The 12,723-nt window shown below is 64.1% G+C and carries 13 protein-coding genes; 2 read left to right on the forward strand and 11 right to left on the reverse strand.

Annotation, left to right across the window (positions count from 1 at the left end; all coding sequences use genetic code 11):
* Positions 1-96: 96 nt before the first annotated feature.
* The 11 genes from NKI01_RS20920 to NKI01_RS20970 form a co-directional block, all read right to left on the reverse strand.
* Positions 97-984 carry an amidohydrolase family protein gene (locus tag NKI01_RS20920; RefSeq protein WP_352788730.1) on the reverse strand — a complete coding sequence of 296 codons (888 nt, stop codon included), beginning with the start codon at positions 982-984 and terminating at the stop codon, positions 97-99.
* Positions 984-2,117, reverse strand: a complete 1,134-nt coding sequence (locus NKI01_RS20925) for a vWA domain-containing protein (RefSeq protein ID WP_352788615.1) — start codon at positions 2,115-2,117, stop codon at positions 984-986. Before NKI01_RS20925 ends, NKI01_RS20920 begins: the two co-directional genes overlap by 1 nt.
* Complete coding sequence (locus NKI01_RS20930; protein WP_352894128.1) at positions 2,114-2,995, reverse strand: AAA family ATPase; 882 nt, start codon at positions 2,993-2,995, stop codon at positions 2,114-2,116. The genes NKI01_RS20925 and NKI01_RS20930 overlap by 4 nt, the downstream gene beginning before the upstream one ends.
* Positions 2,996-3,004: 9 nt before the next feature.
* On the reverse strand, positions 3,005-4,009 hold the full coding sequence (locus NKI01_RS20935; RefSeq protein ID WP_023721264.1) for a xanthine dehydrogenase family protein molybdopterin-binding subunit: 1,005 nt from the start codon (positions 4,007-4,009) through the stop codon (positions 3,005-3,007).
* 1 nt (position 4,010) lies between these two features.
* Positions 4,011-5,378: a xanthine dehydrogenase family protein molybdopterin-binding subunit gene (locus NKI01_RS20940; protein WP_023721263.1), complete on the reverse strand. Its 1,368-nt coding sequence runs from the start codon at positions 5,376-5,378 to the stop codon at positions 4,011-4,013.
* Positions 5,379-5,391: 13 nt separating this feature from the next.
* Entirely contained in the window at positions 5,392-5,874 is a 483-nt protein-coding gene (locus tag NKI01_RS20945; protein WP_352481581.1) for a (2Fe-2S)-binding protein, read from the reverse strand.
* Between the two features lie 31 nt (positions 5,875-5,905).
* Entirely contained in the window at positions 5,906-6,700 is a 795-nt protein-coding gene (locus NKI01_RS20950) for an FAD binding domain-containing protein (protein WP_352964485.1), read from the reverse strand.
* A 21-nt stretch (positions 6,701-6,721) separates the two neighbouring features.
* Entirely contained in the window at positions 6,722-7,174 is a 453-nt protein-coding gene (locus NKI01_RS20955) for an SRPBCC family protein (RefSeq protein WP_023721260.1), read from the reverse strand.
* Between the two features lie 107 nt (positions 7,175-7,281).
* Entirely contained in the window at positions 7,282-8,109 is an 828-nt protein-coding gene (locus tag NKI01_RS20960; RefSeq protein WP_023721259.1) for an AraC family transcriptional regulator, read from the reverse strand.
* A 269-nt stretch (positions 8,110-8,378) separates the two neighbouring features.
* Positions 8,379-9,377, reverse strand: coding sequence for an ABC transporter permease (locus NKI01_RS20965; RefSeq protein ID WP_352908832.1), 999 nt, complete (start codon positions 9,375-9,377; stop codon positions 8,379-8,381).
* A 33-nt stretch (positions 9,378-9,410) separates the two neighbouring features.
* Complete coding sequence (locus NKI01_RS20970; RefSeq protein WP_023675804.1) at positions 9,411-10,151, reverse strand: ATP-binding cassette domain-containing protein; 741 nt, start codon at positions 10,149-10,151, stop codon at positions 9,411-9,413.
* A 427-nt stretch (positions 10,152-10,578) separates the two neighbouring features.
* Here NKI01_RS20970 and NKI01_RS20975 point away from each other — a divergent pair, with 427 nt between their 5' ends.
* Together NKI01_RS20975 and NKI01_RS20980 are read left to right on the forward strand one after the other, a co-directional pair.
* Positions 10,579-11,568, forward strand: a complete 990-nt coding sequence (locus NKI01_RS20975) for a sugar-binding protein (RefSeq protein WP_023721257.1) — start codon at positions 10,579-10,581, stop codon at positions 11,566-11,568.
* A 147-nt stretch (positions 11,569-11,715) separates the two neighbouring features.
* On the forward strand, positions 11,716-12,495 hold the full coding sequence (locus tag NKI01_RS20980) for a FadR/GntR family transcriptional regulator (RefSeq protein WP_023721256.1): 780 nt from the start codon (positions 11,716-11,718) through the stop codon (positions 12,493-12,495).
* Positions 12,496-12,723: the final 228 nt, after the last annotated feature.

Here is a 12,723-nt window from a genome sequence, read left to right on the forward strand (position 1 = left end):
ATTTCCACCGCCGCGTTCCTTCCAACACCCCTCATCCGTCTCGGCGCTGCGCGCCAATCCACTTTCTCCCACAACAAGGGGAGAAGGGAATGCGCGCTACACCGGCCGATAAACCCGCTCCGCCGTGTTCCAGTAGATATCGGCCTCGGCGGCTGCGCCGTGCTTGCCCACCGCTTCCCGGTGCGCCTTGATCAGCTCGGCGTGGCTGGTCCACAGTTTCTCGATCGGGAAGTTCGATCCGAACATCAAATGGTCGCTGCCGAGGATGTCGATGGCATTGTCGACGATATAGCTGATCAGCGCCGGGTCGTTGCGGTGGACGAAGGTGCCGAGGCCGGACAGTTTTGCATAGAGGTTTGGGGCCGCTGACAGCGTGCGCAGGCCGGCTTTCCAGGCCTCGGTGGTCTCTGGCTCCATGTCGGTCAGCATGCCGGCGTGGGTGAGGATGAAATTGGTCTCGGGGTTCTCGCCGACAAGCGTCAGCCCGTCCTTCATCTGGGCGGGGAAAAGCTGCAGGTCGAAGGACAAGCCGTAGTCCTTCAGACGCGCCACATTGGCCCGCACCTTCGGGTCGATGACCTGATCGGCCGAGGCAGCGAAGCGGAAGGCCGGCATTTCGTGCCAGTGCAGCTGCATGCGCACGCCGCGCAGCAGGGGGTATTTGATCAGCCGGTCGATCTGGGAACGCACGTCGTCCACGGTCATGTCGGCATAGCCGACGATGGCGTGCGGCCAGCCGGTTTGTTCCGCGGTTTTCTGCAGGAAGGCGACCTCATTCTCGAAATCCTCCTTGGCCCAGTTGGTCTGGACATAGACCGCCTTCTCGACGCCCGAGCCTTGCTGGTCGGCGAGGAATTCCCCGATAGGATAGTCGCGGCGGATCGGCTCATACGGTCCGAAGATGCGCGGCACCATCGGCCCGACCAGCCAGGGCTGGTCCTTTTGGCGCCAGATGTGGAAATGCGCGTCGATCGCCTTCTGCATCACGAAACCCTCCTCCAGATTGCCGCGGCCGCCGGGGCTGGGCGGGCGAGCGACAGGATGAAATCGGTGAGGCCGGCGATCGACGAACCGTCGACCAGGTCGTCGAGCACTGGCAGGATGGCGCGAAGCGCTGCCGTCGCCGGCCGAAAGCGTGGATCGCCGGCCAACGGCGTCGCCAGCGAAAGCCGAAAGGCGCGGGCGCTCAGCCGGCGCATCGCCGTCTCCAGCTCGGCATGATCGCCGCGCTCCAGCGCATCCGACAGGATGACGATCGCCGCCCCGCGCGCAAAGGCCGAAAAACGCGGCACCGAGAGGAAGGCAAGCAGTGTCGGTCCCATGCGGGTGCCGCCGTCCCAGTCGTCGACCTGGGCAGCGGCGCGGGCCAGCGCCTGGTCGCGGTCGCGAATGCGCAGCGCCGAGGTGATACGGGTCAGTCGTGTGCCGAAAGTGAAGACCTCCGCCCGGTCGGCGCCTTGCACGGCCGCATGCGCCAGCTTGAGATAGTCTGAGGTGTAGAGTTTCATCGAGCCCGACACGTCGATCAGGATGAGTAGCTTGCGTGGCACTGTCTGCCGCCGGCGCAGCAGCGGCGAGGGGATATCGCCGTCGGCACTGACGATTTCGCGCAGCGAGCGGCGCAGGTCGAGCTTGCCGCGCGCATGCGTGCGCACCGTGCGGAAGGAGCGGCGGGCGGGCAAAGCGGTGGCGAGCTTGCGGCGGAAGGCGGCAAGCCCGTCGCTATCGCGGCTGAATTCGCGGACGCTCAACTGTTCGCTGGCCGAAGACAGTTCGCCGCCTTGCTCCTGGCGGACCACCTCGATTTCTTGTTCGCTGGTTTCGCCGTCATCCTTGATGCGGGTTTCCTCGTCGGCCTCGCCTCCGACCACTGCCGCGGTGCTGCCATAGAAATGGCTCCGAAAATGCGCCTCGAATTCGTCGCGGCGGTCGGGCGGCGGCGCCAGCGTGGCGAGCGCCGCTTCGCGGATGTCGGCCATCGAGCGCGGCCCAAGCAGCGTCACCGCTTGCATGAAGCCGGAGACCTGCTCGGGCGCCACTGAAAAGCCATAGCGGCGCAGCAGCCGGCCGAAGCCGAGGAAGGGCGTCGCCCCTTGAGGCAGATCCGCGGGGCTCACGCCAGCGCCTCCTCGACAATCTTGCCGAAGTCGGGCGCGATGCAGGAAAGGTCCTCCTCGTCCTTGATCAGCACGCCAATGGCGCGGCGAAACGCTTCCGGCCACGGACTGCCGCCTTTTTCGAGGATCGTCGCGGCGTTCGCCCATTCGACCGCTTCGGCGATGCCGGGCGGCTTCGCCAGCGGGCGGGCGCGAATGTCGCGCACTGCGGCAGCCACGGCGCGCGCCGTGGCCTCGGCGACGTCGCCGGCGCGCAGCATGATGATCTCGGCTTCGCGCCGGGCGTCGGGATAGGTGATCCAGTGGTAGACGCAGCGCCGCCGCAGCGCTTCGGCAAGCTCACGGGTGCGGTTCGAGGTCAGGATGACGATCGGCTGCGCAGTCGCGCGAATGGTGCCGCGCTCGGGAATGCTGATCTGGAAATCGGACAGGAACTCCAGCAGCAGCGCTTCGAATTCATGGTCGGAACGGTCGATTTCGTCGACCAGCAGCACGCGCTTTTCCGGCGCTTTCAGCACCTGCAGCAGCGGCCGCGCGATGAGAAAGCGGTCGTCGTAGATGTCGACCTCGTGCTCACCGGCATGGCGGATGGCGAGCAACTGGCGCTGGTAATTCCATTCGTAGAGCGCATGTGCGGCGTCGATGCCCTCGTAGCATTGCAGCCGCACCAGGTCGCGCCCGAGCACCTCGGCAATCGCCTTCGCAGCTTCCGTCTTGCCGACGCCGGGTGCGCCTTCGAGCAGCAGCGGCTTTCCCAGCCTGATCGCCAGGAAGATGGCGGTGGCCAGGCTTTCATCGGCGAGATAGCGCGAGGCGGCGAGGCGCGACGCCACCGCCTCAGGCGAGGTCGCGACTGTCTCAGCGCTTCTCTTGGGCATTTTCAGCACTCAGTTCGGGGCTTGCGCCTTCAGCGCCCGCAGGATGCGCTCCGGCGTGATCGGCAGCGTATCGATGCGCACACCGACAGCGTCGAAGACGGCATTGGCGACCGCCGGGATCTGCGGGTTGGCGCACATTTCGCCCGGCCCCTTGGCGCCATACGGCCCGTCCGCCGAGGGCCGTTCCAGCACGATGATCTCGGTTTGCGCGAGATCGCCAGGACCCGGCATCAGATATTGGTTGAAGTCGGTGCCGCCATGGTCGCGGTTGGGATAATAGGGCTCGGTCGTTTCGTAGAGCGCATGGCTGATGCCCATCCACGAGCCGCCAACGAGTTGCTGCTCGACCATTTTCGGGTTCAGCGCGCGGCCGATCTCAAACACGTTCTTCACCGTCAGCACGGTGACCTCGCCGGTCTCGTCGTCGACCTCGACCTCCGCCACCGTGCAGGCATGGGCGTAGCAGGTAGACGGCTTCATCGCTCCGGTCTCTTTCTCCGGATAGGAGCGGGGGATCAAAAACATGCCGCGGCCGGAAATCGAACGGCCGCGCTTGAAATGCGCCGACAGCGCGACATCGAAGATCGAGATCGATCTTTGCGGCGCGCCCTTGACCAGGATGTTGCCCTCGCCATCGGTCTCGAGGTCCGAGGCGTTCACCTCAAGTTCCTCGGCCGCCACTTCCAGCATCACCTGGCGGGCTTCCCTGGCGGCCTGGATGACCGCATTGCCGGCCCGATGCGTGCCGCGCGAGGCGAAGGTGCCCATGCAGTGCGGGCCGGTGTCGGTGTCGGCGGTGTCGACGACGACGCGGTCGGTCGGTACGCCGATCGTCTCGGCGCAGATCTGTGCCATGATCTGCTTCATGCCCTGGCCCAGGTCGACGCTGGAGAGCGTGACCATGAAATTGCCGGTCGGCGTCGAATGCACCAGCGCCTGCGTCGGGTCGCCGCCGAGATTCATGCCGGTCGGATAATTGATCGCGGCGACGCCGCGTCCGCGCCTGATCGCCATCTCAAGCTCCCTTCGCGTAAGACGACATCGTCATGAACTTCTCCGCCACCGGCCAGTTGGCGGCGCGCGAGGCTTCCTGCATGCACTCGATCAGCGCCGCCCCCTCCGTCGGCTGCCGGTGTGCCTTCATGTCGCCGTCGCGGTAGGCGTTGATGAAGCGGAATTCGAGAGGGTCCATGCCGATCAGCCGGGCGAGCTTGTCCATCTGCACCTCCAGCGCGAAGTCGCCGATGGTGACGCCGAAACCGCGCATCGCCGAGGACGGGGTACGGTTGGTGTAGACGCAGTAGGTGTCGATCCAGACATTCGGGATCGTATACGGGCCAGGATAATGCCCGGCGCCCTTCTGCGCGCCGTAGGGCGAATGGCGCGAATAGGCGCCGGCATCGGTGTAGCCGGTCACTTTCCGCGCCACGATGCGGCCGTCGTTCATGACGCCGTCCTTGATGACGACCTTTTCGGCGGCGCGCGGCGAGGAAATCTGCATCTCCTCCTCGCGGCTATAGACAAAACAAACCGGTCGTCCGGTTAGTTTGGCGCCGAGGATGGCGATCGGCTCGACGATGACGTCGACCTTGCCGCCAAAACCGCCGCCGACGGTGCCGCCGACGAAATGCAGCTTGTTGCCGGGCATCTGCAGGATGATCGAGGCGTTGTCGAGCGTGAAGAACATCGCCTGCGTGTTGGTGTAGCAGGTGAAGCGGTCGTTGCCCTCCGGTGCGACGATGCAGCCGGTCGTCTCGGTCGGCGCATGCTCGATCGGCGAGGACTGATAGGTCTGTTCGAGCACGTGGTCGGCTGTGGCAAAGCCTGCCTCGACATCGCCAAAGCGCACCTTGCGGCATTCGCCGCTGTCGTAGAGGTAATAGTTCCGGCCGTGATACTCGTTGACGATCGGCGCGTCGGGCTTCAGCGCTTCCTCCATGTCGAAGACGGCCGGCAGCACCTCGTAGTCGACCTTGACCTTGGCGGCGGCTTCCTGCGCGGCGCGCTCGGTCTCGGCCAGCACCGCCACCACCGCCTCGCCCTTCCAGCGCACCTTGCCGTCAGCCAGCACCGTCTCGTCCTCCGGCCCGATCTGGATCAGGATCAGGATGGTGTAGACATTGTGCGGCACATCCTTGGCGGTCAGCACCTTGACGACACCCGGATGCTTTTCCGCCTCGGACGTATCGATGCTGCGTATGCGGGCGTGATGGTGCGGGCTGCGCACCATCTTCAGGTGCAGCATGCCGGGAAAATTGCGGTCGGCGAAATAGGTGGTCTTGCCAGTGACATGGCCGGGTGAATCCGAACGCGGCCGCGGCTGGCCGATCTCGTGCAGATCGTCCTTGCGCTGGTCGGCGAAATAGCTCTTGCGGAGTTCCATTTTCTTAACTCCCTCAAACCGCGTTCTGCGAATTGGAGCGCGCGGCGGTCAGCACCGCCTGGATGATCGGCTCGTAACCGGTGCAGCGGCAGATATTGCCCGACAGCGCCTCGACCACGTCCTCGCGGCTGGGGTTCGGCGTGTGATCGAGCAGTACCTTGGCTGCCATGATCATGCCCGGCGTGCAGAAACCGCATTGCGTGGCGAAAGCATCGAGGAAAGCGCGTTGCAGCGGATGCAGCACGCCGCCTTCCGAAAGCCCCGACGTCGTGGTGACGGCCGCACCGTTGCAGGTCTCGGCCAACGTCAGGCAGGACAGCCTGAGCTCGCCATCGATGATGACCGTGCAGGCGCCGCAAGTGCCTTGATGGCAGCCGCCTTTTGGCGAGGTGTCGCCGATCTTGTCGCGCAGCGCGTGAAGCAGCGTCGTGCCGCTGTCGATGAACTCGGCCTTTTCGGCACCATTGAGCGTGAACTGAACCGGGACCTTCGCCATCTTTATTACTCCTTGCGCCGCAGCCAGGGCTTCAGGCGAGCAGCAGCCGGCCGAGATGGACCGGCAGGACTTCGTTGCGATACCAGGCACTGGCGATCGGATCGGTTGGCGGCGAAGTGCCGTCGTGGGCAACGGCCAGTGCCGGTGCGATGCCGTCTGCGGTGAGTTTGCGGCCAATCAAGGCTTTCTCCGCCGTCCTGGCACGGATCGGCCGGCCGGCCATGCAGCCGAGCGCGATCCGCGCTGACGTGACAGTGCCGTCCGGCGTGTGTTCCAGCATGGTGGCGATGCTCAGCACCGAGACGCCCTTTGGCTTGACCCGCGACACTTTCAGGAAGCGAAAACCGCCTTCCTTCGGAAGCGTGAAGCCGACCGCAGTGACGATGGCGTGATTGCTCTCGCGCTTTGCCAGAAAGGTTTCGATCGGCAGCTCGCCGTAGTCGGTGGTGACGGTTGCGTCCAACGCCAGCAGTGCAACGGTGAAATCGCCGTAAGGCGTTGGCGCGAAGAGATTGCCGCCGACCGTAGCCATGTTGCGGATCGCCGGTCCGCCGACGGCGCGCGCGGCGTGGGCCAGTGGAGCGAGATCCGGGTGACGGGCGATCGCCGCCATGGTCACCGAAGCGCCGATGCGGACCTCGCCGCCGGAAATGTGGATGATCGACAGCGCCGGTTCGGTCGACCGGATGAAACCGGAAATCGACACGTCGCCTTCGTTGGCGGCGCGCACGACCAGTGTGCCGCCACCGAGATAGCGGGTGCCGGCGGCCTTCAGCGCCGCGCCAGCGTCCTTCACCGTCGGGAAAGTCTGCAGTGCAAGCGCCATGGAACGCTCCTGGTTGTCAGCTCAATTCAGTTCAACCTTGCCGGCGAAATGGGCCTTCAGGGCGTTGAAGCCGCCCTGGAAGACGTTGGCGCCCATGCCTTCGGCCAGCTTGTCGGCTTCTTCGGGAGGGGCGTCGAAGCTGGCGGTCCATTCGGCATAGGTGCGGTCGCCGTCGGTCACCCGCCGCAACTGCAGCGTCGCCTTGTGGTTGGTAAGCGGTTGCGGCGTCTCCAGGATGGAGTAGCTGACGAGGAAATTCTCGTCGGAGAAATCGAGCAGCTTTTCGCGGAGGCGGGCGCCGCTGGCGAGCTGGAAATTGCGCACGCAGCCGATCGTGCCGGCATCCTTGCCGTCCTCGATATGGCTTTCGACCATGCGCGGGTGCCAATTCGGCAGACCGTTGAAGTCGCGTATGCGCGCCCAGACCTTTTCGACCGGCGCGTCGATGACGCTGGAGATGGTGACTTTCGCCATAGGATCGTTCCCTTGCAAATCAGCTGCTTGGGAGGGTAGGGCGGCAGACTCGGCGGCGCTTATCAATGCGTCTTGAACGCCTATCAATTAGTCTGAAAAACGGGCGCTCAGCTGATCGCCCGCGCCGCCTCGCGGTAAAGCGTCGGCGGAACGCCGACATGGTCGCGGAAGAAGCGCGAGAAATTGCCTTGGGTGGTGAAGCCGAGATTGCAGGCGACCGAGATCAGCGGCTCCTGCGACCACTGCAATTGCCGCACCGCTTCCTCCATGCGCAGCGTGTTCCAATAGACGTTGGGCGTCAGATTGGTCTGTTCCTTGAACAGGGCGAAGAAATGCGGCCGCGACAGGCCGACGCTGCGCGCCACGTCGTCGAAGCAGATGCGCTCGCAGACATTGGCTTTCATCAGCTGGATCGCCTTGCGGACGCGAAAATCCTGCATGGTGTTGACGCGGGCGCGCACCGTCTGCGGTGCGCAGGCGTCGGCGGCATCGAGCACGCTGTCGATGAAGCGCTCGATCTCGTAATTGGCGATGTCGTCGATGCTCTCATTGTCGCTGAGATGGTCGAGAAGGTTGGCCGCTGCCTTGTGCAGCCAAGGCTCGAGCGTGATTGCCGGGGCGGAGAACAGCGGCGCCGAGGAAGGCAGCTCGCGGCGCCTTCGAGCCCAGTCCGGATCGATGTAAAAGGCGAGGAACAGGCCGGGCGTGCCGTCGCGGGACAGAGCGTGGCTGTGCGGCTGGAAGGAATTGATGCCGGCGGCGGTGCCCGGTCCAAGCCGCACCGTCTCGCGGCCGATGGTCATCTCGCCGGCCGTGCCTTCCAGCCAGATGATGATATGCGCCTCGACATGGGCATGGGTGACGAAGTCGCTGGCGACGTTCAGGACAGAAACATGTCCGAACCGGCCCCAGTAGAGCCTGATCGCTTCCGTCATGGGTATATCCTCCCGCAGGCGACTGGCCTCCCTTCGCCTGCTGCGAGCGATTGTGCGGCTCAGTTCGGGCTTGCGTCAAGACGGATGTGCACGCCCGGGCGCCGGCCATGCGCCGCAGCGGCGGATTTTCAGACTCGGCGATAGGAAGAAGGCGAGCGTTTCCAGGCCGGTATGGCAAGACCGGTGCGGTCGACGGCAACCGGCACTCCCTTCGAGGCTGAGCAAGGACTTTTGCCAGCGAAGCAACTTTGCCCCGCCGGCGGAAAAGTTCAGTCGTTGCGCCTGAAATTGCGGATGCGGTCGAACAGCACGGCGAGCAGGATGGCGCCGCCGATGAACACGCCCTGCCAGAAGGCATTGATGCCGAGCAGGCCGAGGCTATTGCGGATGACCTCGATCAGCGCCGCGCCAACGACCGCGCCGAAGGCTGTGCCCATGCCGCCGGCCAGGTTGGCGCCACCGATGACGGTGGCGGCGATCACCTGAAGCTCCATGCCGTTGCCGAGATTTGTGGTGACCGCGCCCAGCCAGCCGGTCTGGATGATGCCGGCAAGGCCCGCCGCCAATGCCGAGATCATGTAGACGACAACCTTGATCTGGCGCACCGGAACGCCGGTCAGCGTCGCCGCATGCTCGTTGCCGCCGATGGCGAAGATGTGCCGGCCGAATTTCGTCCAGCGCAGCACGAAGCCGGTAATCATCGCCAGCACGATCATGTAGAGCACCGGATTGGCGATGCCGAACACCCAGGCGCCGCCGCCAAGCGCCAGCAGCTTGTCGTGGTCCGGCCCGAACTGGAAGACGACGGTGTTGTTGGAGGCGACCATGGCAAGGCTACGTGCGATCGAGAGCATGCCAAGCGTCACCACGAAGGGCGGAAAGCCGAGATAGGCGATCAGAACCCCGTTGAAGGCGCCGATGATCAGCGCCGTCGCGATCGCTGCGGCAATGCCGGTCTCGATGCCGTAGCCGGCATGCATGGTCACGGCCAGCACCATCGAGCACAGGCAAAGCACCGAGCCGACCGACAGGTCGATACCGCCGGTGATGATGACGAAGGTCATGCCGAGCGCCACGATGGCGACGAAGGTGATGTTGCGGGTGATGTTGTAGAGGTTCTTGGTCGTGGCGAAGGAATCCGTGGCCATGGACAGGAACAGGCAGGCGAGGATGACCGCGATCACCACCCAGAAGGTCTGGCTGGCAAACACCTTGCTCAGCAAGGTGTGCTGCTTGTGCGCGATCGTCTGATCAAGGGTGACTGCCATTATCGACCTTTTTTACTCTGGTTAAGGCGTCAATCATACCTGTTCGATGGCGCCGGTGATGAGTCCGGTGACTTCTTCCGGCGAACTCGATGCGATCGTCTTGTCGGCGACCTTGCGGCCGCGCCGCATGACGATGACGCGGTCGGCAACGTCAAAGACGTCGGGCATGCGGTGGCTGATCAGCACGACGGCGATGCCCTGGTCGCGCAAATGGCGGATCAGGTTCAATACCTCGGCGACCTGGCGCACCGAGATCGCCGCCGTCGGCTCGTCCATCAGCACGATCTTGGCCTGCGAAAGCATGGTGCGGGCGATCGCCACCGCTTGCCGCTGGCCGCCCGACATCTGTTTGACCAGGTCGCGCGGGCGGGTTTCGGATTTCAGCTCGGCGAAGATCTGGCCGGCACGCTTGTACATCGCGGCATAGTCGAGGATGCGAAGCGGCCCGAGGCCGCGGCGCAATTCACGGCCGAGATAGACGTTGGCGGCGGCCGTCAGATTGTTGCACAGTGCCAGGTCCTGATGGACGATTTCGATGCCATGCTGGCGCGCCTCGACCGGCTTGTGCAGGATCAGCTCTTTGCCGTCCATCTGCATCGTGCCATGGCTCGGTGGGAAATTGCCGGCGATCATCTTGACCAGGGTCGACTTGCCGGCGCCGTTGTCGCCCATCAGGCCGACAACCTGTCCGGCCTCGATCGACAACGAAACGTCGTTGACCGCCTGGATGGCGCCAAAATGCTTCGAGATGTTGGTGAGTTCGAGAACCGCCACCAGCCTTCTTGCCTCCCCGTGCTTTGCGGCCTGCGGTTCTGCCGCGGCCTTTCGCTCTCCCCAGTTCCTCCCGGAAGCAGCGATTTTGCCCATTTACGCATAAGCCACCTTGGCGTCAACCACGGCTTCTTTCGAAAAATCAGTTTTGTAGGACAAATAGCATTGACGTCGGCGACAAGGCGATATTAGCTAAGTGTCGGAGTAGCTTGCGCCGATCTCCCGGGTTGCCGGAAGGAATCGGTGAAGGTTTGTCGGTCAGGGATTTGGTAACCAGCAGTATCTGTCGGTGCCGGTCTGAGACTGAATATGAAAATGCTTATCGACCTGGCTTGGCGACACGAGTGCGACGTCCTCTGTCATCTTGCTCCGGGTCGATCTGTGTGTGGCGGGCACGTGGTGTCCGTTTGTTTCAAAAGGGAGGACTGACATGAGGAAATCACTATTGCTCGCTGCCGCCGCCGTCATGGCGTTGGGTGCCGGGCCGGCTATGGCCAAGAAACAGCTCGTCATCGTCGTGAAGGGTCTCGACAATCCATTCTTCGAGGCCATCCACCAGGGTTGCGAGAAATGGAACAAGGAAAACGCCAGCTCGGAATATGAGTGCTTCTACACCGGACCGGCATCGACCTCGGACGAAGCCGGTGAAGCCCAGATCGTCCAGGACATGCTGAGCAAGCCCGACACTGTGGCGATGGCGATTTCGCCATCGAACGCGCCGCTGATCGCGCAGACGATCAAAAGCGCCAATCCGTCGATCCCGATCATGACCCTCGACGCCGACCTCAGCAAGGAAGATGCGGCGCTGCGCAAGACCTACCTCGGCACCGACAACTACCTGATGGGTCACAAGATCGGCGAATACATCAAGAAGGCCAAGCCGAATGGCGGCAAGATCTGCACCATCGAAGGCAATCCGGCGGCCGACAACATCCTGCGCCGCGCGCAGGGCATGCGTGACGCGCTTTCGGGCAAGGACGGCCTCGCCGCGCTGGCAGGCGAAGGCGGCTGGACGGAAGTTGCCGGCTGCCCGGTGTTCACCAATGACGACGGCGCCAAGGGCGTGCAGGCGATGACCGACATCCTCGCTGCCAATCCCGATCTCGACGCCTTCGGCATCATGGGCGGCTGGCCGCTGTTCGGCGCTCCGCAGCCCTACCGCGACCTGTTCAAGCCGATGGCCGACAAGATCGCCAGCAACGCCTTCGTCATCGGCGCCGCCGACACGATCGGCGACGAGGTGGCGATTGCCCGTGACGGGCTGGTGACCGCGCTGGTTGGCCAGCGGCCGTTCGAGATGGGCTACAAGGCGCCCTCGGTGATGATCGACCTGGTCGAAGGCAAGCCGGTCGCCGATCCGGTGTTCACCGGCCTCGACGAATGCACCAAGGACACGGTCGACACCTGCATCCAGAAGTAGGTTCGCAGTTTCGGGGCGCCCTTCGACGGGCGCCCCGTCACAGACCGTCCATACGAACGCACGAGGCGACGCTGCTTTGGAGCGTAGGCCGCTGCTTTGTCGTGTCCTGAGTTCAGGCTTTCGACAAGCGGCTGCCGGGGAATACGAATGCCGGACGCGACATCAAAAAAGCGACCCGCCAAGTTGAAGGCAGAGGCTGAGCGGCCGGCCGGCGTTCGGCGTGCCGACGCCGCACACTTTCCCGGCTCGAGTGTGCACGCCTCGCTGGCCAACGAAATCGGGCTGAGGATCGTGCGCGGCGATTATCCGCCGGGAACCATCCTGCCCAACGAGGCCAAATGGTCGGAGACCTTCGACGTCAGCCGCTCGGCGGTGCGCGAAGCCATAAAAATGCTGATGGCGAAAAGCTTGCTTGCGTCGCGCCCGAAGATCGGCAGTTGGGTCGAGCCTAAGGAGCGCTGGAACCTGCTCGATCGCGATGTGCTGGCCTGGTACGCGACCTCGCCGGACCGCGAGGTGTTTCTCAGGACGGTGCAGGAATTCCGCCACATCATCGAGCCGGAGGCCAGCGCCTTTGCCGCGATGCGGCGCACCGACGAGCAGATGGCCGAGATCAGCCAGGCCTGTCGCGAAATGGGCGAAGCGACCAACCTGCAGGAGCGAACGCGCGCCGACACGCGGTTCCACCTCGCCATCCTGCGCGCCTCGGGCAACGATCTGCTGGTGCCGCTCGGCGTGCTGATCGAATCGGCGCTCGATCACCTCTTTGTTTTCGTCACACGCGAAACCAGCGACCAGCGTCGGGCGCAGGCACTGCACGAGGCGATCGAGAAGAACATCCGCCTGCAGCGGCCCGCCGCAGCCCGTGCCGCGGTGCACAGGCTTCTCGCCAACACCGACGATGTTATCGGGCGGTCGCGGCGGTGATGGTTGCACCAGGGCTGGCATTGCTCCGAACGATTGCAAAACTCGGCATTCCTTCGCGCCCCTCTCTGTCCTGCCGGACATCTCCCCCACGAGGGGGGAGATTGGATGCCACTTCGGCTTTCGCTAATCATCAACGTTAGGCAATGAGGGCGGCGACCTCGGATGGGCCAGGGATTCGGACTTTTTTACCGCCGCAGCGTATTTTGTTCTTGCTTTGTGCCGGCAGCT

The sequence above is a fragment of the Mesorhizobium sp. M0815 genome (genome assembly GCF_040319995.1).
Taxonomy (GTDB): domain Bacteria; phylum Pseudomonadota; class Alphaproteobacteria; order Rhizobiales; family Rhizobiaceae; genus Mesorhizobium.

Excerpts from the sequence above, each read along its gene's own strand:
- NKI01_RS20920 (WP_352788730.1), bottom strand. The coding sequence starts at position 984 with ATGCAGAAGGCGATCGACGCGCATTTCCACATCTGGCGCCAAAAGGAC.
- NKI01_RS20930 (WP_352894128.1), bottom strand. The coding sequence starts at position 2,995 with ATGCCCAAGAGAAGCGCTGAGACAGTCGCGACCTCGCCTGAGGCGGTG.
- NKI01_RS20935 (WP_023721264.1), bottom strand. The coding sequence starts at position 4,009 with ATGGCGATCAGGCGCGGACGCGGCGTCGCCGCGATCAATTATCCGACC.
- NKI01_RS20940 (WP_023721263.1), bottom strand. The coding sequence starts at position 5,378 with ATGGAACTCCGCAAGAGCTATTTCGCCGACCAGCGCAAGGACGATCTG.
- NKI01_RS20945 (WP_352481581.1), bottom strand. The coding sequence starts at position 5,874 with ATGGCGAAGGTCCCGGTTCAGTTCACGCTCAATGGTGCCGAAAAGGCC.
- NKI01_RS20950 (WP_352964485.1), bottom strand. The coding sequence starts at position 6,700 with ATGGCGCTTGCACTGCAGACTTTCCCGACGGTGAAGGACGCTGGCGCG.
- NKI01_RS20955 (WP_023721260.1), bottom strand. The coding sequence starts at position 7,174 with ATGGCGAAAGTCACCATCTCCAGCGTCATCGACGCGCCGGTCGAAAAG.
- NKI01_RS20960 (WP_023721259.1), bottom strand. The coding sequence starts at position 8,109 with ATGACGGAAGCGATCAGGCTCTACTGGGGCCGGTTCGGACATGTTTCT.
- NKI01_RS20965 (WP_352908832.1), bottom strand. The coding sequence starts at position 9,377 with ATGGCAGTCACCCTTGATCAGACGATCGCGCACAAGCAGCACACCTTG.
- NKI01_RS20975 (WP_023721257.1), top strand. The coding sequence starts at position 10,579 with ATGAGGAAATCACTATTGCTCGCTGCCGCCGCCGTCATGGCGTTGGGT.
- NKI01_RS20980 (WP_023721256.1), top strand. The coding sequence starts at position 11,716 with ATGCCGGACGCGACATCAAAAAAGCGACCCGCCAAGTTGAAGGCAGAG.